General features: G+C 69.7%; 18 protein-coding genes, 1 tRNA gene and 1 pseudogene. 8 read left to right on the top strand and 12 right to left on the bottom strand.

Going from position 1 to position 21,806, the window contains the following annotated elements; all coding sequences use genetic code 11:
* Positions 1 to 126 precede the first annotated feature (126 nt).
* Complete coding sequence (locus ACQP1V_RS08830; RefSeq protein WP_433420723.1) at positions 127 to 699, top strand: Pycsar system effector family protein; 573 nt, start codon at positions 127 to 129, stop codon at positions 697 to 699.
* Between the two features lie 40 nt (positions 700 to 739).
* Here ACQP1V_RS08830 and ACQP1V_RS08825 read toward each other — a convergent pair whose 3' ends face one another.
* From ACQP1V_RS08825 to ACQP1V_RS08810, 4 genes are read right to left on the bottom strand one after another with little or no spacing between them, the layout of a single operon-like run.
* Positions 740 to 1,510 carry a hypothetical protein gene (locus ACQP1V_RS08825; RefSeq protein ID WP_433420721.1) on the bottom strand — a complete coding sequence of 257 codons (771 nt, stop codon included), beginning with the start codon at positions 1,508 to 1,510 and terminating at the stop codon, positions 740 to 742.
* A gap of 4 nt (positions 1,511 to 1,514) precedes the next feature.
* Positions 1,515 to 3,602 carry a hypothetical protein gene (locus ACQP1V_RS08820; RefSeq protein ID WP_433420718.1) on the bottom strand — a complete coding sequence of 696 codons (2,088 nt, stop codon included), beginning with the start codon at positions 3,600 to 3,602 and terminating at the stop codon, positions 1,515 to 1,517.
* Positions 3,599 to 4,357, bottom strand: a complete 759-nt coding sequence (locus tag ACQP1V_RS08815) for a hypothetical protein (protein ID WP_433420715.1) — start codon at positions 4,355 to 4,357, stop codon at positions 3,599 to 3,601. The genes ACQP1V_RS08820 and ACQP1V_RS08815 overlap by 4 nt, the downstream gene beginning before the upstream one ends.
* Before the next feature lie 57 nt (positions 4,358 to 4,414).
* The gene (locus ACQP1V_RS08810; RefSeq protein WP_433425786.1) at positions 4,415 to 5,086 is read right to left on the bottom strand and encodes a Crp/Fnr family transcriptional regulator; all 672 of its coding nucleotides are present in this window, start codon (positions 5,084 to 5,086) and stop codon (positions 4,415 to 4,417) included.
* 647 nt (positions 5,087 to 5,733) lie between these two features.
* Here ACQP1V_RS08810 and ACQP1V_RS08805 point away from each other — a divergent pair.
* Positions 5,734 to 6,147, top strand: a complete 414-nt coding sequence (locus tag ACQP1V_RS08805) for an ISL3 family transposase (protein WP_433425785.1) — start codon at positions 5,734 to 5,736, stop codon at positions 6,145 to 6,147.
* Positions 6,148 to 6,670: 523 nt separating this feature from the next.
* Here the strand turns inward: ACQP1V_RS08805 and ACQP1V_RS08800 are convergent.
* Positions 6,671 to 6,742, bottom strand: a tRNA-Arg gene (locus ACQP1V_RS08800).
* Between the two features lie 132 nt (positions 6,743 to 6,874).
* Between ACQP1V_RS08800 and ACQP1V_RS08795 the strand changes: the two genes are divergently transcribed.
* Together ACQP1V_RS08795 and ACQP1V_RS08790 are read left to right on the top strand one after the other, a co-directional pair.
* Complete coding sequence (locus ACQP1V_RS08795; RefSeq protein WP_245656588.1) at positions 6,875 to 7,264, top strand: response regulator transcription factor; 390 nt, start codon at positions 6,875 to 6,877, stop codon at positions 7,262 to 7,264.
* 2 nt (positions 7,265 to 7,266) lie between these two features.
* The gene (locus ACQP1V_RS08790; RefSeq protein ID WP_433420713.1) at positions 7,267 to 7,818 is read left to right on the top strand and encodes a hypothetical protein; all 552 of its coding nucleotides are present in this window, start codon (positions 7,267 to 7,269) and stop codon (positions 7,816 to 7,818) included.
* On the opposite strand, the gene ACQP1V_RS08785 is transcribed toward ACQP1V_RS08790, so the two are convergent.
* Positions 7,815 to 8,519, bottom strand: a complete 705-nt coding sequence (locus ACQP1V_RS08785; RefSeq protein ID WP_433420710.1) for an alpha/beta fold hydrolase — start codon at positions 8,517 to 8,519, stop codon at positions 7,815 to 7,817. The two genes, ACQP1V_RS08790 and ACQP1V_RS08785, sit on opposite strands and share 4 nt — an antisense overlap.
* Before the next feature lie 103 nt (positions 8,520 to 8,622).
* On the opposite strand from ACQP1V_RS08785, the gene ACQP1V_RS08780 reads away from it, so the two are divergent.
* The 4 genes and pseudogenes from ACQP1V_RS08780 to ACQP1V_RS08765 all read left to right on the top strand — a co-directional run bounded on the left by ACQP1V_RS08780 (position 8,623) and on the right by ACQP1V_RS08765 (position 12,978).
* A complete protein-coding gene (locus tag ACQP1V_RS08780; protein WP_433420708.1) occupies positions 8,623 to 9,195 on the top strand; it encodes a TetR/AcrR family transcriptional regulator in 573 nt (190 codons plus the stop codon).
* A gap of 179 nt (positions 9,196 to 9,374) precedes the next feature.
* Positions 9,375 to 10,031, top strand: coding sequence for a hypothetical protein (locus ACQP1V_RS08775; protein WP_433420705.1), 657 nt, complete (start codon positions 9,375 to 9,377; stop codon positions 10,029 to 10,031).
* 713 nt (positions 10,032 to 10,744) lie between these two features.
* Positions 10,745 to 11,992 (top strand): annotated as a pseudogene (locus tag ACQP1V_RS08770) (DUF222 domain-containing protein); the annotation flags it as partial.
* Positions 11,993 to 12,351: 359 nt separating this feature from the next.
* Entirely contained in the window at positions 12,352 to 12,978 is a 627-nt protein-coding gene (locus ACQP1V_RS08765) for an HNH endonuclease signature motif containing protein (RefSeq protein ID WP_433420702.1), read from the top strand.
* A 254-nt stretch (positions 12,979 to 13,232) separates the two neighbouring features.
* On the opposite strand, the gene ACQP1V_RS08760 is transcribed toward ACQP1V_RS08765, so the two are convergent.
* The 6 genes from ACQP1V_RS08760 to ACQP1V_RS08735 form a co-directional block, all read right to left on the bottom strand.
* The gene (locus ACQP1V_RS08760) at positions 13,233 to 14,441 is read right to left on the bottom strand and encodes a hypothetical protein (protein WP_433420700.1); all 1,209 of its coding nucleotides are present in this window, start codon (positions 14,439 to 14,441) and stop codon (positions 13,233 to 13,235) included.
* Between the two features lies 1 nt (position 14,442).
* Positions 14,443 to 14,823, bottom strand: a complete 381-nt coding sequence (locus tag ACQP1V_RS08755) for a RidA family protein (protein ID WP_433420697.1) — start codon at positions 14,821 to 14,823, stop codon at positions 14,443 to 14,445.
* A 22-nt stretch (positions 14,824 to 14,845) separates the two neighbouring features.
* Complete coding sequence (locus tag ACQP1V_RS08750; RefSeq protein ID WP_433425783.1) at positions 14,846 to 16,132, bottom strand: alanine racemase; 1,287 nt, start codon at positions 16,130 to 16,132, stop codon at positions 14,846 to 14,848.
* Between the two features lie 186 nt (positions 16,133 to 16,318).
* Complete coding sequence (locus ACQP1V_RS08745) at positions 16,319 to 17,914, bottom strand: N-acyl-D-amino-acid deacylase family protein (protein WP_433420694.1); 1,596 nt, start codon at positions 17,912 to 17,914, stop codon at positions 16,319 to 16,321.
* Between the two features lie 14 nt (positions 17,915 to 17,928).
* Positions 17,929 to 21,075 (bottom strand): DUF4153 domain-containing protein, encoded by a 3,147-nt coding sequence (locus tag ACQP1V_RS08740; protein WP_433420691.1) that lies wholly within the window; start codon positions 21,073 to 21,075, stop codon positions 17,929 to 17,931.
* Positions 21,072 to 21,761, bottom strand: coding sequence for a response regulator transcription factor (locus tag ACQP1V_RS08735; RefSeq protein WP_387408590.1), 690 nt, complete (start codon positions 21,759 to 21,761; stop codon positions 21,072 to 21,074). The genes ACQP1V_RS08740 and ACQP1V_RS08735 overlap by 4 nt, the downstream gene beginning before the upstream one ends.
* Between the last annotated feature and the right edge of the window lie 45 nt (positions 21,762 to 21,806).

Here is a 21,806-nt window from a genome sequence, read left to right as displayed (position 1 = left end):
AACCTCGGTACGGCATGTGGTCGGCAGAAGTGGTGTGCAGCGGGAGCGAAGCGCATCACGGGCTTCAACCCACGGCGGTCGTGGAATGCTCTGCGTTGTGATCGCCCCCCGGCGAGGAGGTTTCTCGTGTTCCACAAGATCGTGCGAGCCTTCACCCAACCCCCTACAGACGAACGGCAGGCAGCCGAGGACGATGCGTGCGCTTACGGAACACAGTTACTTAGAGAAGCCCGTGAGGAGCTCAGCCGGGCGGACACCAAAGCCCAGGTCCTCCTCGGCATCGTTGGCATCGGCCTCGGCGCCGTCGCAGGCGGTCTGCTTGCGGGAAGCTGGTCACCCTTCGAGATGTCCAATGCCGTCGAGTGGCTGTGGTGGGTAGGGGCAGCGGCAGCCCTAGCGTCCGTGGTCGTGCTCGCCGGCGCGGTCTATCCGCGCCTGGATCGACGGAAGGGGAGCAGCGCCGTCATGTACTACGCCGATGTCTTCCACCTCGACTCCACGGCGACTGTCGCCAGCGCTCTAATGCGGTCCTCGGCGCTCGACCTGGAGCGGATCGCTGATCAGCTGTACCGGGTCAGCCGCATCGTCGGGCAGAAGTATCGCCTCATCCGCTGGGGGTTTTGGCTGCTCCTGAGTGGAATGTCGGCCACGGTGAGCGCGGCCCTCATCAATGTCGTGCTCACCGGTTCTCCGCCGTGACCGCGCAAGCGTAGACATGACGCCTGCGCGGTCAGGCAGGTCACGCTCTACCTGCCAGCAGCGTGTCGTCCTCCAGCGACGGAACGGGCAGACCGAGAAGCTTCAGGGTGCTGCGGAGCACCGATTCGTTGCTGACGACGAACTCGAGCATGTCCACTGCCTGGTAGCTCTGCATGATCCTCTCGACCGTGCCGAGCAGTTCCTGCGCTCCCTGCTGTCGCTGCTCGACGAGCTCCGCGATGATCTGTGGCAGTTGCTCCGGGGCGACGGCCAGTTGGATCGCGTGCACCACTCGGGCGCTTCCCTCCACAGCGGCGAGAAACTCCTGCCACTTCTGCCGGACCTCGTCGGTGCTCTTGATCTGGAGCAGCGCCGCCGCGGCGTCAGATCTGATGTCATGCAGCTTCCTGTGGCTGTCTCGGTTGAGCTGGCGTATCTCCTCGGGAACGTTCACCTCGGCTCTGACCGTCCATCGGTAGACACCCGTCATCGAGCCTGAGATCAATCGGAGTTTCTCGTTCGCGGCCTGCTCCGCCGCGCCCGCCTCGGTGATCTCGAACCGCCTGGTGATCAAACGTACCTCCAGGCAAGCGCGCTGGAGAACTGCCTCGGCTTCGGGCACTTCATCGTCGAGGAGAACTCGGGCCCGCTTCCCGGCCGAGGTCGCGGTCCGGCGCAGGGTGACGGAGAAGTCGTAAGCGTCGCCCTTGGCGGGCGCGGCCAGAACGAACGCCTCGATGTTGACGGGCGGTTCGGCCTCGGGCTCGTTCTGCTGGACGTGATAGAGCACGGGTGCCAGCCATTTGCGCATGGGATCAGCTCCTGTGAACGAGTTGACGCAGGTGATGGTAAAGATCGGCGGTGATCTCGCCATGGTGCCGCCAAAGCCGGAGGTAGAGCAGTGCCCGCTTGGCGTTCCGTCTGTCGGTCAGGCTGAAGATCTGGTCCGTGATCTCCCGTACGGTGGGCCGCTCGTCGTAATGGCACAGCCATTCGCTCAGCAGCAGGTCCCAGGACTCGGGCACGACCAGGCGGCCATCTTCCTCGTAGCTGAGCGCGTTGCGCCAGAGCGTCACCAGCGAGGGATGGGGATCAAGCCGGCTCAGATGCGGCCGCTCAGAGGTCGAGACGGGCAGTGCGGCCAGCCGTCCGAAGGCGAGGGCGGCGCTGCGATGACCGGCCGGTCCTCCGTCACCGACCCAGTCGGCAAGGCGGTGCACGATGGTGTACGCGGTGTCCCCGCGATAGAGGTAAGCGATGGACTGGGCCACGTCTTGGTGAAACTTGATGCCCTTGGTGAGAACCAGGTTCCTGAATGCAGCGAGGGCTTGGTCAGGTGCGGAGAGACCGACGGACGAGGCGTAGGCGCGGATCGCAATCGACTTCTTTGCATCGTTGCCTTGAATCATCGAGCGGAGATGGAGATGGACACGGCGTGTCATCGACGGGTCCTCAGCGGCGGCCTCCAGCGCCAGGGCGGCCAGTTGATGATCCCGGGACCGGCGGGATCGGCTCCACACCTCCAGGAACCGCTCGTTCACGAGGGCGAAGTCGAAGGTCGCGAGCTTCCCGACCGCATGTCCGACCTTGATCCTCGTATGCGAAGATCCCTCACCACCGAGCCAGAGCAGCCAGTCGACCAACGAGTCGCGGATGGTCGGTTGGTCCTCCCAGATCGCGCGCAGCATGACGGCCGCCAGCTTGGGGCGTCTCAGCCTTATGCTCCGCCCGCCACCAGGTCCGGCGGGTGTGGCCTCGGCATCCACGTAACTCAGCCAGAGGGGCAGTTTCTCCCAGAGCCGGACCGGTTTCGGCGAATGGTCACGACGCCACTTCTCGTCGAGCCGTTCGGCCAGGGCCAGCGCCGCGGCGGAGATTTCCGCCTCAGGCAACCCGTGGAGTACGGCGATGCTCGTCATGAAACACCGGCCCAGGATCGGCCTGCGCTTCTCGAGGTCTTCGCCCACCTTCGCGCGCATTCGATTGAACCGCCGGTCCAGCATGACCTCGATGGAGGTGCCGGACTCCACGGTGGCGGCCACCTGCCTGACCAGTTCGACCACCTGCCAGGGCGCGGAAAGAGCTCGGAGCTCCTCGTTCAGAAGCTGCTGGTCGTCCGAGACAAGCCGTGCGCTCTGTGCCTGGACGGATAGATGTTTGGCGAAGATCCGGCTGTTCGGTGGGGGGTCGTGCTCGATCAGGGGCGCTACAGACGATTTGATGTGCTCCGGCACCAGGACGACCATCCTGCAGTCCGCGTTGACGCCAGCACGCTTGAGATTCGTGGTCACCCTGTCTACGGCATCGGGCGTATCGACCAGGTCCAGCAAATAGCCGTGACCCGATTCCAGTTTCCAGTCGCGGGGGTTCGGCGTGCTCGCTCCGTGCGGAATGATCCAGCTCACCCGGCCACCCCAGTCGAGCAGCGCCGCCAGGGACGTGGTCGCTTTGCCGGTCTCCGGCGCGCCGCTGAGCAGAACCAAACGTTCGCTGTCGAGCAGCCTGCGTATTTCGGCTTGCGACTGGGTCGATACCAGCGTTCGTCGTAGGTCCTCGACTTCGTTTACTGTCAGTTCATGGATCGTCGCTGTCGGTTGTGGCCGCCCCTGGTCAACGTGGATGTCACCCTGGGCGAACCAGATATTTCCTTTCTTGACGCGGTTGCTTACGCGGCCATTCAGGTCTCGGGTGCCGGCGCTGGGCCTCTCGTCGGAGAACAGGTCGTCCAGGCTCTGCCTGCGTTCCAGCCACTCCTGTCCGGAAGCAGTCATTTCGTTACGGATCGATTGGCTGTCGGGTTCCTGTGACGTCTCGTCCGGCTCCTCGGGCGGAGTGTCCTCGACCTCCGGGTCTTCCGGTTGCGGGGTCTCGGATCTCGATTCCTCAGGCGGGGAGTCGCTCATTTCTTCCTCCGCTCGGGGTCATGGGTGACGTTGATGTCTCCTTGCGCGAAAAAAATGTCGCCTTTCTTGACCCGGTTCTTGATCGATCCGATGCCCGACGGCGGTGTGGACGGGGCGTCGTCGCTGGGCAGCGGGGATCCCGGAGGCTCCATGTCGTGGACATCGAAGTGCGGCACGTACAGGTATGCCGGGTACTCCTGTTTCTTCTCCGCCACCGCAACCTCCAGGAACTCCGACGGTCTGGGCCGCCCCGGCCCCTGTGATACGTAGTCGCGGAACACCTCTCGCGAAATGATCAGCGCCAGGTCGGCATCGCGGAAGATGTCGAGCGCGGTCCGGATCGGTGCCGAATCACGCAACCTCGCGGGCTGTACTGCATGCTGTCCAGGCCACCCGGCCGCGCCGTCCAACTGCAGCGGTCCGACGTGGACGGCAAGCCGTATTCTCATCCGCGCCCAGGTGGGATCGGCGCGTCGGCTGTTGTGCGCCGCGATGGCCACATCCAGTTCAGTCAGGAACTGGTCGAGGAGAAGAGGAATTGTGATGAGAGGGCCCGGCTCGGCGGGAAGGACCGCGGTCAGCGAATCACCGCCCACCTGACGCGACCACGACTCGTGATCCAGCTGAACGCGGTCCGCCGCCGTCTCGATCGCGCTGATCAGGCCAGACTGGAGGGTCCGCTGTTGGGCGTCAGTGCGGCCGCCGTAGTTCTCGATGTCGGCTGTGAGCAGGACGTGGTAATCGTGCATGACCATGGCATCTCCAATGAGCGGGTGGGCTCTACCGTGAGGCACCATCCGGCGGGAGAAGCCTTAGAAATATGGCTTGGCGAGGAATGGGAGGTCGGCGAGCGCAGTCAGCCCTGCCAGGTCCTTCACTACCACGTCGCGGCGCCCACGCCGGATGACCCCCTCCGCGGCCAGTTCGCGCAGCGCCTTCTGCGTCGTGATCTCCTTGGCGCCCACCAGCATGCCCAACTCGGCTCGCGTGAGTGGGATGCCGATGCTCACGCCGTCATCCGTGGTGCGGCCGTGCCGCGAGATCAGCGCGATCAGCACGCGTGCCAGGCAGATCTTCGTCTCATACCCGGCAAAGTCGAGGCGCCGTTGATTGGACCAACGCAGCCGCTCGGTCACGACCTGCGTCAGCGCCAGTGCCGCAGCCGGGCGCCGGGCCACGAAAGACCGGAACACCGGGCCCTTGACCTGTTGGCAGACGGCGCGCCCGCAGGTGGTCACGGTCGCTGACCGCGGCGACCCGTCCATGGCAGCCATATCGCCCACGATGTCACCCGACACCCGGATTGCCAGGGTCGCCTCCACTCCGTTCTCAACGCCCCCGGTCACCTTGACCAGAGCGTCCAACAGGATCCAAACCGATGTACCGCGATCCCCCTGCCTGATCAATGCGTGTCCGGGCGGAAACGAGCGCAAGGTCCCGAGCCCAAGGAGTTCCGAGCGCAATTCGTCCGTCAGACGGTGCATGAAGGTGCCGATCGGCCATCGGTTGGGTGCCAAAGTTTCCTCCAGCAGGCGATGTCTCACACATATGCCAGCCGGGTTGTCTCGGCAAGGTAGTTATACGTTCGCGAACGTTCAGCCCTATCGTGTCAATGGCCAAGTGCGTCTAGGCCAGACCCACTTTTACATTGCCACGGAAACATCGGTGGGGCCTTTTCGGGCTCTTCGAGCTTGATCGGAAAGGTCCGCCGCGTATCTCGGTAGGCGATCACGGTGAGTGACGGCTGAGGTGCCGACCCCGGCGCCGCTGGATCTGCCGGGAGACGTTGTGCCCACGCAGGTCATTCACCGAACAGATCGCGCAGGTCAGTGCCGGGATGCGAACGACGGCCCGGCTGCGCCGCGCATGCGGACGGGCAGTGGCCGATGGCGGGCGTACGGTGGCCCAAGCCGCTCGCGACCATCGCGTGTCCTGGCCGGTGGCGATGCGCGAGATGCGCGCCTACGCCGCACAGGTGCTTCCTGAGCAGCCCAAGCCAACGGAGGCGATCGGGATCGATAAGATCCGCCGGGGCCGTCCCCGCTGGGAACTCGACCCGGTCACCGGGAAATATCGGCTTGTCACGGACCGATAGCACGTCGGGTTCACCGACCTTTCGCGCGGTCAAGGACTGCTCGGTCAGGTCGAGGGCCGCGTCTCGACGGCGGTCGCCACGTGGCTGACCGCCCGCCCCACCGAGTGGAGAAACGCCGTAACGCACGTGGCGATTGACATGTGCACCGTGTTCCGGTCGGCGATCCGTACCGCATTGCCCCACGCCGTCATCGTCGTCGACCACTTCCACCTGGTGCAGCTGGCCATCACCAAGCTCGCCGAACTGCGACGACGGCTGACGTGGAAGATGCGCGGACGCCGCGGCCGGGCAGGCGACCCGGAGTCCGACCACCGCAGGCTGCTGCGCTCGAACACCGAGGACCTGACCGACCAGCAGCGCTCCGACCTGAAGCGTGACCTGAAGCGGACCGGCACCTACGGCAAGACATCCTGGCCGGCTGGCACGCCAAGGAGAAACTGCGCCGCCTGATCGCCCTGGCCCGGACCAACCCTGCCCGATCACAGATCAGCCACCGCCTGCATGCCTTCTACGCCTGGTGCGCCGACCACGCCTACCTTTCACAAGATCGAGCTACAAGAGTCACTTTGGCCATCAATCAGGCACGGAAGGTGGCTTACCGGATGAAGACCACACGCTTGCCAGCATGAATGATCAAGTGGAGATCGGGCGGAGGCTATTGGGATCGTTGCCGGTAGAAGAGATGAGCGAGTGCGGCGGTATACGGCGGCGGAGTGTTCGATGCGGAGTCGGGCATCGTGCCTCAGTGCGGCCGGGTGCAGGTGGTGGAGCTCTGCCCGAGCTCGGGTGCGGTGCGTCTGGCTTGGAGGAGTCTGAGGCAATGGAGGGTCCCACCCAGAGATCGATCATGGCCCACGACTGGCCCACAACCCACGAGCGACAACGAGAACGGGCGGGACTCCGTGAAACTGGAGACCCGCCCGTTCCTGTGCCATTCACCCTGCTCAGCGGCTAGATCCGCTGAGCAGTTGTGTGCCCCCTGCAAGATTCGAACTTGCGCTCCCGGCTCCGGAGGCCGGTGCTCTATCCCCTGAGCTAAGGGGGCTCAACGAGAGATAAGGCTACCAGTTCTCGCGGACTCCTCGCGCACATCGTTCTGGGCCGTCTTTGCGACGATCCCGCGACGATCCGGCGAAAGCCACGCGTGGACCCCTGGCGAGGGGTTAGCTTTGCGCCCGTGAACGACGTTCTGGGCCGTGTACTCGTGGTGGACGACGACGAGGTCATCAGGCAGCTCATCGCGGTCAACCTGACTCTGGAGGGGTTCGAGGTCGAGACGGCGTACGACGGGCAGGACTGCCTCGACCGGGTCCACGAGGTCGATCCGGACATCATCACTCTGGACGTGATGATGCCGCGCCTGGACGGATGGGAGACCGCCACCCGGCTGCGCACCGATCAGAGCACCAGCCACATCAAGGTCGTGCTCATCACGGCCCGCGCGCAGGAGGACGACAAGCGGCGGGGGCTCGGCATCGGTGTGGACGCCTACCTGACCAAACCGTTCGACCCGGCCGAGCTGATCGACGTGGTCCGCGACCTCGCCGACGGCGCCCTATCGTCATAGCCATGAAGCTGGCGGTATGGCGCGAATCTGGACCTATTTCACGTGACCAGGCCCGGGAACGTTTTCTCGACGGCCCACCGGAGCCCGACGACGACTTCGCCGACGCGTTCGCCGCGCTCTTCCCCGGGGAGCGGATCGACGACATCCCCCTGGAACGCGTGGACGAAATCTCGAACGCCGTGTTCGCGCTGGCCCGGGAGCACGGCCTCGTCTGCTACGACCCCCAGCGCGACCTCGTGCACAATCTTGAGCCGCGCAGCGTGTATCCCCAGATGCAGATGCACACCGGCGACGGGATGATCGTCGGAGACCCGGACCTGAAGCTGATCTCCGACGTGCTGGAGACGCTCTCGCCGCAGAACCCGTTCGTCGCGCTCGTCTGCTTCGGGGAGCACTTCATGCAGGTGTCCCCCGGCTACGAGCTGGAGTTCAAGGAGAACGGGGAGATCCGCGCCACCGTGACCGCCGACCTCGCCGAGGTGCGCCGCGCGATGCTGGAGTACGCCACGGGAGACCGGTCGTTCCTCCAGCGCCACGAATGGAAGGCGGTCTAACCGGCCGCCACCTCGGCGGCCGCGCGGTCGAAGAACACGGCCAGCCGCTCGGGAGCGGCCAGCACGCTCAGGTGGCCGCGTCCTGAGATCGTGATGAGGCTGCCGTTCCGGCAGGCCCGCAGGAAGGCGCGCTCGTCCGCGCGAAAGTGGTCGCGTGCCCCGTTGACCAGCCACACCCGCCCCGGATATCCCGCCAGCGACGCCACCGGATCCTCGGACGCCACGGCGGCGACCACCGACGGGACGACCTCGCAGGACAGGCCGCCGGCGAGCATCGCCTCCCCCGCTGAGCCCGGCAGCGACCGGCGGATCACGTACGCGCTGACCCGGTCGGCCCGCGCCGCGTTCGCGACGGCCAGCCGCCCGGCGAGCCGGTAGGCGTGGATCAGGGCACCGGCGGGCCGGGCCGTACACCCCATGGCGACCAGCCCGGCCACCATGGACGGATGGCGGGCGGCCGTGGCGATGCCGACATAGCCGCCGAGCGACAGCCCGCCGACGAGCGCCCGCCCGCCGAGCCCGGCGATGCACTCCGCGACCGCGTCGCAGGCCGCGTCCAGGTCGAACGGCTGCCCGCGCCGGGAACCGTGGCCCGGCAGGTCGGGCGCGGCCGACGGGCTCCGCAGCAGCGACCGCACCGGCGACCACATCGAGCCGGAGACCCGGGTCCCATGGACGAGGACGACGGGCAGATCCGCCATGACACGACCTCCTTCAACGCCAAAGAACGCAACGCAACGTCGCGTCGCATTTTTATTGAACCACAACGCAACGGTGCGTTGCGGTCGCGGTAGGGTGACGGACATGGCACCGCGTAAGAAGGACGACATCCTCAACGCCACCCTGGAGCTGCTCGCCGAGAAGGGGTACGAGGGCCTGACCGTCGAGGGCGTGGCCGAGCGGTCGGGGGTCAACAAGACCACCATCTACCGGTGGTGGCCGTCGAAGGCGGCCCTCCTCGGCTCCGCGCTGATCGAGGGGCGGGCGCTCGACCTCGAGTCGCCCGACACCGGTTCGCTGGGCGGCGACCTCCGGGCCCTGACTGAGGAGATGGCGCGGCTCCTCACCGCTCCCCCCGCGTGCGACATCGCGGTCGCCGCACTCGGCGCCGCCGTGGGCAACCCCGAGCTGGCCGAGGCGACCCGCGCCTTCTTCGCCGACCGGTACGCCCGTGAGGCGCCCATCTTCGAGCGCGCCCGCGCGCGCGGCGAGATCGCCGAGGACATCGATCCGATGCTGATCGTGGACCTGCTGGCCGGAGCCGTCTGGCTGCGCGTGGCGTTCCGCGGGCTGCCGCTGGACAAGAGCTTTACCGGCGAGGCCGTCAGGGCCGTGCTGGGCGGGGTAGCGGCGGTGCCAGGCGCCCACCGCGGGTGACAGATCGCGGGCCGAGGGCGCCTGACCGTGCCCGCGGCCGGTCCGTGCCGCGCAGATCGCGTCGCCGGACGGAGCGAGCGCGGCGGAAGGACACCCTGAGCGCAGCGCACTCCCGAGAGGAGGGAGGGGCGATCTTCCCCGCCCCGAACCGGCTGGGGAACGCTCGCCCCGGAATCCCGATGGTCGATCGCGAGTTCACCCCAGCCCGGCTCCCGCGCGAGACGCCGCCGCGGCGCCTGATCCGCCGCGGACTGCTCCTCGGAGCCGCCACCCTGATGGTCGCCGCCGGTACGGGCGCAGCCACTCAAGGGGCGCAGGCGAGCGCCCCCACCCGGCCCTCGTACGGCGACGCGGCCGCCCAGGGTGCCTCCCGCGGATATCCGGTTCCCAGCCCGGCCGACGCGCTCGGCGCGGCCGCCGTCCTCGCCCAGCCGACCCCGTCTCCGACCGGGCCCACCGGGCCTCCCGGGCACGGGATGGAAGGTCCGCTCGGCGCCGTCCACGGCGAGCTGGTCGTCCCGAAGCGCGGCGGCGGCTACCAGACCGTCACCACCCAGACCGGGACGGTGACCTCGATCAGCCAGAACTCCGTCTCCGTCCAGAGCACCGACGGCTACGCTCGTACGTACACGATCAACGACTCGACCCGCGTCTGCGCCGACCGCAGGGGGCTGGCGGACATCGTCTCCGGCGACACGGTCTGGGTGATCAGCTCCGGCAAGGAGAACAATGCGCCCGCCACCCTGCTCGTGAACCTCAGCCGTCCGCAGTGGCCGACCGGGCACGAGGGAGCCGGATCCCCGGGCGTCCCGACGCCGTTGGAGTCGCCGTCGTGACCGGCCCCGTGGCGGTCACGTGAGACACGGCCGGTCTCCGGGAAACGTTCCCGGGAGACCGGCCGTGCCCCCGTTTCGAGGGAACACGCTCAGAAGCGTCGACACCGAATCCAGATAACGGGGACCGTCGCCGACCCGCACCGTGACGCCTCACCGACCTGAGCCGACGAAGCTCCCCGACGGCTTCGTCCGGGACGCCGCGACCGCCGGCGGATTCACAACCCAGGCTCGCGACAACGACAGGCGGGGTTGCGCACGGGAGCGTTGTTAGAGTTCCCGCTGGTAGCTACGTAGGGGCGGGTCCCGCGCCGGCCTCCCCCTGGCCTGCTCCCCTTTGAGAGCTCGCGGGGACCTCAACGGTCGGACACCTGCCGCAGCACCGAACCGGACGTCGGTCCCACCGTGCGCCGCCGGGAACTCGGCTGTGCGCCTGCGCCGGGAACCGGCCGCGTGCCTGCGCGGATCCGCCATAGGGACCGTTGAGGGACGGCCGCGAGGGACGGCGGCGAGGGGCCGGCCTTCCACCTGCGCGGGTACTCGCGTGATCCCGGGTGGGATCGGGCACCGCCACTACCCTCGCGACATAGACGTCCGATATTTCCTGAAATTTGATATCGATATTCGCCTCGAAATTCTTTGCGAATTCGACTTGAATAGCGCCGCCGCCTTTGGCATTATTCATACAGGCGTTCTAATCGCGATCGGGGGTGGACATGACTCAGCTGTTCGAGCCCGCCGGGGCCTTTCCGGATGAACTACCGCGTCGCGACGAGTCCCGCCCTTGTGATGCTGACTGGTGGGAGCGCGCCACGATCCCCAGGCCAGCCCAAACGGGCGAAACGCCCCGTAGTGCCGCCATATTTACGATTGACGACTTTCTCCCCAATACGGCGAAAGGAAGCAATTCAACGGCGAATAACGCGACCTCGACAAAAACCGTGCCCCCTTTCCTCGGCCACCTGGGTCCGGACGCGGCTGCGGCGAAAACGGCACCGCTTTCCGGCCGAGCGGGCCGGGGCCCGCTATCTCCGGGTGTGCCCGTCGTTCCTCCGCGGTCATCGCCTGACGCCACCTCCTTTGGCACTAGCCCTCGGGTCCCGGGCGCCGAAGGGCGGTCGGCGGCGGAGCCCGAATTGCCGGTGGGTGAGTCGGTGCCGGTGTCCGAGGCTCACCCCCCGACCGCGTCAGACGACGGTGACGAATCCCCCCGCGCAGCCTCCGGCCCCGACCCGTCCGACGCGGACCCATCCTCTGCCGGGTCCGCGTCCATGGCTGGGCCTGGTGGGTCTGGTGAGGGTCGGGGTTGTGGGGTGTCGTGGCCGTTGGTGGCGCAGGTCCGGCAGGTCGCGTCGGCGTTGGCGGTGGGGGTGGTGCCGGACGCTCCGGGGGTGTGTCTGGCGGAGGCGGAGGATCTGCTGTTCGCGCGGGACCGGCTGATTTCGGCGATCGCGGCGCGGGTGGAGCGGGTGCATGCCGCGGGTGAGGCCAGGCGGGCTGGGCATGCCTCGACGCGGTCGTGGTTGCGGGGGGCGGCGGGGATGAGTGTGGCCGGGGCGGGCCGGGTGCTGGCGTTGGCGACCGAGCTTGCCCGCCTGCCGACCGTGCGGGCGCGGTTCGCGGAGGGGAGCCTGGCTGAGGGTGTGGTGACGGCGATCTGTTCGGCGACCGCGCGGCTGACGGATGAGCAGGCGGCGTTGGCGGAGCCGATTCTGGTCGGGCTGGCGGACCAGGCGACTCCTGCGGAGATCGCACGTGCGGGGCGGTATCTGCGTGCGGTGCTGGACCCGGACGGAGAAGCTGACGACGGCGAGGCGGATTATCGGGGCCGGTTCCTGTTGGTACGGGAGAGCGCTTCGGGCGGGGTGGAGGGGGAGTTCCGGCTGCCTCGGGAGGCGGGGGCGCGGTTGCGGGCGTTGTTGGATGCGTATGCGAAGCCGAGGGTGGCGGGGGATGAGCGGCCGCTGCGGGTGCGGAACGCGGATGTGTTGATCGCGTTGTTGGAGCAGCAGATCGGTACCGAGTTGCTGGTGTTGATCAACGCCGAGTCCCTTCCCGACGACCCGCCCGCCTCCTCACCCACTGAGACGTCCGACTCCTCATCAGCGGGAACGCCCGCGCCTTCGCGGTCGAAGGCGTCCGACCTGGGCGAGGCGAGCCGTCTGCCCCCGACCGGCGCAAGACAAGCGATCAAGATGACACGAGCCGCGAGCAGGGCGCCCGCAGCAACGGGCAACCTGACCAGAGCGCTGGTCACGACGCAGGGCATCGCCGGGAAACTCGCGACGGCGGGCAGCATGGTCGGAGCGCTGGGCGCGACGCGGTGCGCGGTCAGAGAGCGGGCGGCCGGGGCACCCGGGCCGGTAGGCCGAGCAATCGGCCTGCCCGCGATGGCGGACAGCGCAAACAAGGCCAGGCACGGGAGCGGGGACAGGCACGGGGCCAGGCGCGGGGGCCGGGACAGGGACAAGGCCAGGCACAGAGCCAGGGACGGGGGCGGGGTGCGGACTGGGCGACGCCCGGCGGGCTCATCTCAGGACGCACACTGCCCGGGCTGCTGCTCGCCACCGGACAACTCCTGCCCGTCACCGACATCCACCGCCTCGCCCAGACCTCCGGACTCACCCGCCTGGTCATGGACGCCGACGGATGCGTCCTCGACGTCGGACGCACCGCCCGCCGCGCCACCCGACGACAACGCCGGACCATCCTCACCCGCTACACCCGATGCATGGTCGACCACTGCCCCATGCCCGCCCACTTGTGCCAGATCGACCACATCACCAACTGGTCCGACGGCGGCACCACCGACCTGGACAACCTCGGACCCACCTGCCAGTTCCACAACCGCGACCGCTACCGCAACCCCGCCCACTACCAACTCCACCAGGTCGGCAAGAACCGCTGGGGATTCACCTACCTCAGCCCCCGAACCAGGACCCGCCAATGATGATCAGAGGCTGGCCAATCACCGAGCAGATGCCTGGCAGATCACTGCCCAGGCTGCGAGCCTTGCTGCCCGGCATCGGGGCGGACCCGATAGCGGCAACCACGGCGACACCAGTCCACGCGTGCCGCCACAATGCAGGCTGCCAAGTAGCCCCGGACTGGGTGACCGGACGCTCTACCCCGCTCACGACCGAGCGGCCGAGCTCTACCCGCGGACTGGGCGACCGGCGGAGGCACCGGGACGGAGTCGTAATGTCAGCCGAGTGCTCCCTGGATGCGACCGAGAACGTCGAAGGGGGCCAGGCCGTAGGCGTAGAAGTCCACCGCCTCGGCGCCGGCCGCCTTGGCCGCGCGGACCTTGGCGGCGAGCCGATCCTCGGAGTCGGTGTCGGGCGACCCCGGCCGCAGGACGGCGCGCAGTTCCCGGTCCTTGCCCACCGACCGCTGGTAGGCGGCGATGTCGTCGGCCACGCGGGCGGCGTCCCTGGCGTAGGCGAGCACGGCGAAGGACGGCACGATGTCTCCGAGGGCGACCAGGTCCACGCCGAGCTGCCAGGCGTCGTGGGCCGCGAGACCGGCGGAGGGCAGGCCGTCGGCGTAGCCCTTGCAGGCGCCCGTCGCGTCCATGAAGGTCAGCCGCGCGCCTTCCGCGGTCACGGCCGCGGACACCTCGGCGACCAGCGACGTCACCGTCTCGGAGCGCGCCCTGGCGTACGCGACGACCTCGGGGCCGGCGTAGGCGGTCAGCGCGGCACGGGTCACCTCGCCCTGGGCGGGCGGGTCGCCGTCCAGGACGCCGCCGACGATGCGTGAGCACTCCTCGCGGGCGACCTCGGCGTTCACTCCGAGGTCCGTGGCCCGGCGCATGCAGTGGTCGCAGAAGCACAGCCCGAAGAGGAACGCGTCCATCGGCCCGAGTGCCACGAAGCATCGCTCGTGGTGGTAGCCGTGGCCGAAGGTGCCGAAATGCAGTGCCTCCGCGACCACACTGTCCACACCCTGCCGGGCCGCCGCGCGGCCCAGCGCCACCGCGTACGCGCGGACGTCCGGATGGGCCGGGCAGAGGTCGGCGGGGGATCCCCGGTCGCCGAAGCAGTTCTGGACGGTGACGTCCGGGGAGGCCAGCCCCAGCGTGGTGTTGTGCAGGAAGATCGTCCAGGCGTGCATCTTGAGGCCGCGCTCGGCGCAGGCGCGGCGCAGATCGGCGAGGGGTTCCTCGTCGGCGCCCTCCTGCACCGGGGGAGTCAGGCGCAGCCCGGCGAAGAGGTCGTCAGGCGGGGGGAAGTGGACGCCGTCCCGTCGGAGCGTCACGCGGGAGGCGCCGTGCGGGGTGACGTCCCGCGCCCGGTGATAGGCGGCGGCGATCGTCACTCCCTGGGCGCCGTATCCGGCCACCCGGTCGAGGACCTCGTCCACTCCCTCGCCGCGCAGGTCCTCGACGAAGACGTAAAGCGAGCTGTCCACGTCAACGGCCCTTGTAGGCCACGAAGTCGATCTCGACCAGGATGTCCATCAGGTCGGAGCCGACGGTCGTACGCACCGGATAGGGCGGGGTGAAATACGACTTGTAGACCTCGTTGTAGGCGGCGAAGTCCTCTTTCACGTTCTGCAGATGGACGGTGGCCTTGACGACGTCGTCGAAGGTCAGCCCCTCGGCGGCGAGCACCGCGCCGAGGTTCTGCATGGTGCGGCGCGTCTGCGCCGCCACGTCGTCACCCACGACCTCTCCGGTCTCCGGGTCGAGCGGCCCCATGCCGGAGGTGTAGAGGAAGTCGCCGACGACGAGCCCCTGCGAGTACGCGCCGACGGGCGCGGCACCCTCAGCCGTACGGATCTCCCGCTTCATGTCACCCAACTCCTGGACGTCGCTAGAAATACGTTTTGATCACATCAATGACGACATAATCGTCGTCAACTACCGGGATGATCCGCCACTTGTCGAACGCGGTGCAGGGGTGCGACAGGCCGAACGACACCAGGTCTCCCGGCCGGATCCGCTCCTCCCCCGGCGGGAACCGAAGGTAGGTGTGCTGGTCCTGGACCTTGACGACCCGCGCCTGCTCCAGCCACCCGGCCGTCTCGCCGTTCACGGTCCGTACCGCCGGCAGGTCGATGTCGTACGGAACGTCCCTCTTGCCCATCCCGAGCAGCGCGAGGCCGGGCTCGGGCACGGACAGCACCTGCGCCCAGGCCTCCAGGGCGGGCAGCAGCCGGCCCTCGATCCGGTTGTACGGCGTGACCTCGCGGTAGAAGCCGTCGTCGTGGGCGACGTAGGCTCCGCTCCGCAGCAGCACCAGCGCGTCGAGCCCGCCCTCCTCCCGGGGCCGCGCCAAAGAGGCCAGTTCCTCGGCGACCAGGTCGAACCACGCGCTCCCGCCCGCGGAGACGATCAGCCGCCCGGCCGTGACCGGGGAGGCGCCCGGCCGCCCGGTGGTACCCGAGGAGACGCCCGGCGAGACATCCGAAAGCGAGACGCCCGAAAGAACGTGCGGTGCGACGGCCTCGGCGGCGGCGCGCAGCTCGCGGAGGATCTGCCGCACCTCGTCCGGCCCGGAGCGGGTGCCCTCGTAGCTGGCCACGCCGGCCAGCTCCACACCGGGAGACGTCCGTACGGCGTCGGCGACGGCCAGCAGCTCGGCGAGGCCGCGGCAGCCGGTCCGCCCGCCGGTGTGGCCCAGCTCGACCAGGATCCGGAACGGCACCGCCCCGGCGGACTCGGAGAGGATCCGCACCCCCTCGACGGAATCGGCGTAGCAGAGGAACTCCAGCCCCCGCTCCACTTCGCCGGCCAGCAGGCGCAGCGCGGCCCGGTCGACGATCTCGTTGGCCAGCAGCACGCGCGGCACGCCGAGGCGGCGGTAGACGAGCGCCTGCCCGGGCGTCGCGGCGCTGATCCCCCAGGCGCCGGCGTCGAGCTGAGCCCGGAAGATCGCGGGAGCCATCGTGGTCTTGCCGTGCGGCGCGAACGCGATCCCGTGGGCGCGGGTGAAGGCGGCGAGCGTGGCGATGTTGTGGTCGAGCGCCGACCGCTTCACGGCCATCACCGGCCAGGTGAAGGACCCGTCGAACAGGGAGTGCCGCGCCGCGACGAACTCACGCGCGGTGACCGGCTCGCCGGTGTGCAGGAAGCCGCGCGTGCTCCAGTCGATCACCACGTCGGCCGCGTCGTCGCGGACAGAACCGGGTACGGGGCCGGAGCCCGCCGGTTGACCGGCAGCGTCGGCCTGATCGGCGATCGGGTCCGGACCGAGGCCGCCGACGTCACCATCCGCGATGCGCACGTCGTCCCCCTTGCCCCGGTATAGACCACCTGGGTGGATCGTACTGGACCGGCGGCTTCATCAGGCGGGTCGCAGCGCGCGGCCAGGTGTGGCGCCGGTCAGCCGTCCCCCCGCCAGCACCGGTACGCCGGAAACCAGCACGTCGTCGACGCCGACCGCCAGGGAGCGCGGGTTCTCGTACGTCGCGGTGTCGGCGACGCGCAGCGGATCGACCACGATCACGTCGGCGACCTGGCCACGTCGCAGGAGTCCGCGGTCCGGCAGGCGGAAACGACGGGCGGGGTGCGACGCGAGGTGGACGGTGGCCTGCTCCCACGTGAGATCGCCGAGCTCCCGGACATGCCTGCCGAGATAGCGGGCGAACGCTCCGAACCCCCGCGGATGCGGATGACCGCCCACATAGATGCCGTCGGAGCCGCCGGTGTGTCCGGGGTCGCGCAGGATCGCGCGGATCGACGCCTCACCCTCGGGGCCCTCGTCCGGCCGGGCCGCCACGCAGCCCGCTTCGAGCCGGGTCTCGATCAGGAGCGTCCGGGCGAACTCGGCCGGCTCCATGCCGTGCCGTCCGGCGGCGGCGGGCAGGGTCAAGCCTTCCGCCCACTCGAAACCGGGCGCGTGGGACAGCGTGATCCGCCCCCACACATCGGCGAACCCGGCCCAGTCCCGCGCCAGCCGTTCCGGCTCGGCGCGCAGGGCGGCCACGGCGCGGTCGGGGTCGGCCGCGGGCACCCAGGGCGGCAGCAACACCATCGCGAGGATGGTGCTGCTCCGCAGGTACGGATAGGTGTCGAAGCTCAGGTCCACGTCCCGTCGCCGCGCCTCGTCGAGCAGCGGGAGAAGGGTGCCCGCCGGGCCGTGGTAGTGCGAGATGTGCACCGGCGCGCCGGCGCGGATGCCGATCTCGGCCGCTTCCGCCATGCCCGTCGCCGCCGACGCGCCGTAGCCCCTCATGTGGGTCACGTACGGCAGGCCGCCCAGCGGCTCGCACAGGTGCGCCAGCTCGGCCGCGTTCGCGTACCGGCCGGGGGCGTACTCCAGGCCGGACGACAGACCGGCGGCGCCCTCGGACAGCCCCCGCTCGACGCGTTCCCGCATGGCCCGCAGCTCGGCCGCGTCGGGGGCTCGCTCCGCCGCACCCATGACGTCGAACCGGATGGTGCCGTGCGGCAGCAGGTACGCGGTGTTCACGGCGGTCGCGCGGTCGTAACCGTCGAGCAGCTCGGCGACGGTGACCGGCCCGTCCACACCCGGATGGCCCCCGTTGACGGCGGCGAAGTAGCGGCTCGCGTAGTCGAACCCGGCCTTGGTCGTGGTCGGCGCGTACGACAGCCCGTCCTGCCCGAGGACGAACGTGGTCACCCCCTGCCGCAGCGCCGCGAGCTGGATCTCCGGGTCGAGGACGACGGCGTCGCCGTGGGCGTGGCAGTCGACCAGCCCGGGCAGCACGTACCGGCCGGTCGCGTCGATGACGGCGGCGGCGCGGGTCTCGCCCGCCGGGTCGGGTCCCGGCTCTCCGGACGGGCTCTGGGTGACCGGGGGACGCGACGGGCCCACGACGGCGATCCGGCCGTCCGCGATGCCGACATCGGCCCGGAAGGGAGGCGCTCCCGTCCCGTCGACCACCCAGCCGCCGATGATCAGCACATCAAGATTCACAATGCCCGATTCAATCACTTTCCCGGCGAATCGGCCCTTAGCTGTTCCCTTGTCCGCGCCCGAACCCCGTCGGCAGCCGGCCGGAGGCGGGGTGTCAGGAGGCGGGGCGTCCGGGCCCCGCCGGCAGGGTCCGGGCACTCGGCGTCCGCGCGGACCGGGTGCCGGCGCAGCACGTCGCGCGCCCGTTCTCTGGCAAGGTTCCAGCCGTTCCACGGGTCGGGCCGGTCGAGGCGGTTCGCCGCGACCACGTCCCGCAGCACGCAGCTCCTGACCGGCTCGGGCAGCCGGTCCAGCGCGGGTACGGCCTCCGCACCGAGACCGGCCAGATAGTCGTGGTCCAGCCGGTGCACCCCGCGTACGGAGAGCTGGGTCTCGGCCACCCGCGCCTCGGGGTTCCACCCGGCGAAGGCCAGCAGTGACAAGCCGGTGACGAGCACGAACGTGCGGGAGAACCACGCCGACCCGTACTGCGCGAGCCGTACCGCGCCCGCCGCCAGGACGAGCACGAACACCGCGGCCAGCCACCACAGCGTCGCCTCGACGATGGCCCGCAGCCGGGTCACGCCGTACGCGCTGATGTAAAGGTCCAGGCGGTGCAGCGCCGACGCCAGGACGACCAGCGTGAACACGCACAGCGGCCCGAGCAGCCCGGCGAGCAGCCACCGGTCGGCGGCGCTCCTGAGGTGAAGGAAGACGACCGCGGCGGCGACGACGCCCAGGACGAAGACGCTCACCGTCACCAGCTCGAAGAACCCCGACCGCGCGTACTCGGCGTAGGTGAGACCGGCCGTGGAGAGGACCCGCCGGCTCCCGCCGAACAGGACGGTGATCTGCACCGCGACGAACGACGCGAACAGCAGGTTGAGCCCGACCAGCGGCACCACCCAGACCATGCGGCTGACCGGGGCCCGCAGGTTCGGGGGTTCCGGCTCGACGACGGGCCGCAGGCCGACCAGGACCGCCGCCGCCACGAGCAGCCCGAACACCACGAACAGGGCGGTCCGGTACGGCAGGTCCGCCGCCCAGTCGGGAGCCCGCAGCAGTTCCCGCGCGAAGGTGGAGAACACCGCGTCGGCCGAGCTGAACAGCAGCCCGAACACCCCGAGGAGCACGACCGTGAGGCCGGCGCTCGCCAACCCGGAGAGCAGCCATCGGCCCTTGAACAGCCGTTTCATCGGCGCGGAGAGGAACCACGGCAGCGGCGGCAGCGTGAGGAGCACCGACAGCCCGCCCCGGATCACCCCCAGCCAGCCCGTCCCGGCGCCGGACACCGCGAGCGAGGCGGCGCCGAAGCCCGCGAGCAGCGACGGCGTCACCAGCCAGTCGGCGTCCCGGAACATCGCCACGGACACCAGCGCGTAGGCGAGCAGGCCGAACCCCACCGTCCATGGGGTCAACCGCCGCCGCACCACGGGGAGCAGCGCGAGCAGCGTGGCCGCCCCGAGGCTCACCGCCCCCGCCACGACCCCCACCCCCAGCGGCGCGTACGGCATGACCACGGCTGCGATCAGGCCGCCCGCCGCCGCCGCGGGGAGTATCCATCGCGGCGCCTCCGGCAGCTCGGGCCTGGGGAACAGCGACGGCGGCACGTACGCGGGCGGCTGGGGAGGCGCCGAGCCCGCGGGATCAGGCACCTCCTCCGAGCCCACATCCTCGGGCGTGGTCGCGTCGGACGATGTCGTGCCCAGGATGGTCTCCGGGTCCGCCGTGTGGTCCCGGGTGCCTGCCGCCTCAGGCCCAATCGGCCCGGCGTCGGCCGCGTCGAATCCTGGCACCCGAGCCCCCGGAACCTCAGCCCAGGCCGCCTCGGATCCAGCGACGTCCGATCCCGTCATGTCCGTTCTCGGCGGCTCAGCTCCCGGTGGCTCAGCCCCGGCCGTCCCGAGCACGGGCGACTCGGTGATGGGCGCCCTGGACACCGGCACCTCCGCCGCCTCCGGGATGGAGGAAGCCGCTCTGCCGATTCCAGGCGCCACCCACCCTTCCGAAGCGGTGGCCTTCCCAGACGTCGAAGCGCCCGGGACCGAAGCCCGCGACGCCTGCAACGTCCGCGAGACCTGCACGGCCTGGGAGGCCTGCAACGCCGCAAAGGCGTCCAAATCCTCGGATGCCTCGTTGGCCTTCGACATCGACGACGTCTCCAACGCCGCCTGCAGCGAGAACTCCATCGGAGAAGCCAGACCGTGAAGTCCGACGATCATGCGGCATCCGGGGTCGTCCCCGATCCGGATCCGGCCGCCGTGCAGTTCGACGATCTCCTTGGCTATCGCGAGGCCGAGCCCGGCGCCTCCCGCGTCGGCGGCCCGGCCCGCGTCCAGACGCGAGAACCGTTCGAAGACCCGGGCGCGTTCCGAGGCGGGGATCCCGGGCCCCTCGTCCACGACCGCGATCTCGACGTCCGCGCCGGACGTGTGCGCGGACAGCCGGACCGTCCCGCCGGGCGGGCTGTGCCGTACGGCGTTGTCGAGCAGGTTGGCGAGCACCTGGGCGAGAAGGCCGGGGTCGGCGACCAGCCGGGTGCCGGACGGGACATCGCTCTCCACCGTGACGTCGTCGCGGGCGAGCGCCGCCTCGCCGACCGCCTGACGGCACAGCGACACCAGGTCGAGCGCCTCCGGTTCGATCAGCCGGGCGCCGGAGTCGAGGCGCGACAGGTCGAGAAGCTGGGCGACCAGGCGGCCGAGCCGCTGCGTCTGGGCGAGCGCGGTGCCCAGGGTGTCGACGTCGGGGGCCGAGACGCCGTCAACGACGTTCTCCAGCACGGCCTGCAGCCCGGTGATGGGGGTGCGCAGCTCGTGGCTGACGTTGGCGACGAGCTCGCGCCGCTGCCGGTCGACCTCGCCCAGATCGGCGGCCATCGCGTTGAAGGCCCGGGCCAGCTCGCCGACCTCGTCCCTGGACGTGGCCGAGACGCGCATGCCGTACCGGCCTTTGGCGATCGTCTGGGCGGCCGCGGCCATCTCACGGAGCGGCTTGGTCATCCCCCGGGCGAGGAGCTGGACCATGATCAACGCGAGGACGACCGCGATGGCGATCCGGACGTTCCGCGACAGTCCGGAGTTGATGCCGACCTCGTTGACCACGAACGCGGCGACCACCGCGAGCACGATCACGATGCCGAGCTTGACCTTGATCCGGCCGAGGAAGTCGAGTGGCCTCATGGCCGGACCAGCGCGTATCCGACACCGTGGACCGTACGGACGACCTGGGGGCCGAGCTTGCGGCGCAGGGCGCGGACGTGGCTGTCCACGGTCCGGGTGGCCGCGGCCTCGGAGAACCCCCAGATGTCCGACAGGAGCCGCTCCCGCTCGAAGACCTGGCCGGGACGCTCGGCGAGCCTTCTGAGCAGGTCGAACTCGGTCCGGGTGAGCTGTGCCTCGGCCCCGCGCACGAACACCCGCCGCTCGGCCGTGTTGATCTCCACCTCGCCGACCCGGATGACCGCGTCCTCGTGGGCGAGAACGGCCGCCCGCTCCACCCGGCGGAGCAGCGCGTGGATCCGCGCGACGAGCTCGCGCATGCTGAACGGCTTGGTGAGGTAGTCGTCCGCGCCCACGCCGAGTCCCACCAGGACGTCGGTCTCCTCGCCCAGCGCGGTCAGCATGAGGACGGGGACCGGCCGGGCCGCCTGGATGCGACGGCACACCTCCAGACCGTCCAGACCGGGCAGCAGGCGGTCCAGCACCACCACATCGGGCTCCGCCCGGCCGTACGCCGCCAGCGCGGCCTCACCGTCGTGTACGACGCGCACGTCGAAACCCTCGGCGGTGAGCCGGTTCCGTACGGCTGTCGCGATCGTCTCGTCGTCCTCCACCACGAGGACGCGCCGATGCTGTGAGGGACCCATGGCGGCAGCCTAGGACCGCCGTGTGCAGAGAGATCAGAGTCGAAT

The sequence above is a fragment of the Microtetraspora malaysiensis genome, from assembly GCF_050947145.1.
In the GTDB taxonomy this organism is placed as follows: domain Bacteria; phylum Actinomycetota; class Actinomycetes; order Streptosporangiales; family Streptosporangiaceae; genus Microtetraspora_A; species Microtetraspora_A malaysiensis.
This window is presented reverse-complemented; position numbering and strand designations above follow the sequence as displayed.

Bases quoted from the DNA above. Each gene is read 5' to 3' on its own strand.
- ACQP1V_RS08825 (WP_433420721.1), bottom strand. From the start codon at position 1,510: ATGCGCAAATGGCTGGCACCCGTGCTCTATCACGTCCAGCAGAACGAG.
- ACQP1V_RS08820 (WP_433420718.1), bottom strand. From the start codon at position 3,602: ATGAGCGACTCCCCGCCTGAGGAATCGAGATCCGAGACCCCGCAACCG.
- ACQP1V_RS08815 (WP_433420715.1), bottom strand. From the start codon at position 4,357: ATGGTCATGCACGATTACCACGTCCTGCTCACAGCCGACATCGAGAAC.
- ACQP1V_RS08810 (WP_433425786.1), bottom strand. From the start codon at position 5,086: ATGCACCGTCTGACGGACGAATTGCGCTCGGAACTCCTTGGGCTCGGG.
- ACQP1V_RS08790 (WP_433420713.1), top strand. From the start codon at position 7,267: ATGAAGCTGGCGGTATGGCGCGAATCTGGACCTATTTCACGTGACCAG.
- ACQP1V_RS08785 (WP_433420710.1), bottom strand. From the start codon at position 8,519: ATGGCGGATCTGCCCGTCGTCCTCGTCCATGGGACCCGGGTCTCCGGC.
- ACQP1V_RS08780 (WP_433420708.1), top strand. From the start codon at position 8,623: ATGGCACCGCGTAAGAAGGACGACATCCTCAACGCCACCCTGGAGCTG.
- ACQP1V_RS08775 (WP_433420705.1), top strand. From the start codon at position 9,375: ATGGTCGATCGCGAGTTCACCCCAGCCCGGCTCCCGCGCGAGACGCCG.
- ACQP1V_RS08755 (WP_433420697.1), bottom strand. From the start codon at position 14,823: ATGAAGCGGGAGATCCGTACGGCTGAGGGTGCCGCGCCCGTCGGCGCG.
- ACQP1V_RS08740 (WP_433420691.1), bottom strand. From the start codon at position 21,075: ATGAGGCCACTCGACTTCCTCGGCCGGATCAAGGTCAAGCTCGGCATC.
- ACQP1V_RS08735 (WP_387408590.1), bottom strand. From the start codon at position 21,761: ATGGGTCCCTCACAGCATCGGCGCGTCCTCGTGGTGGAGGACGACGAG.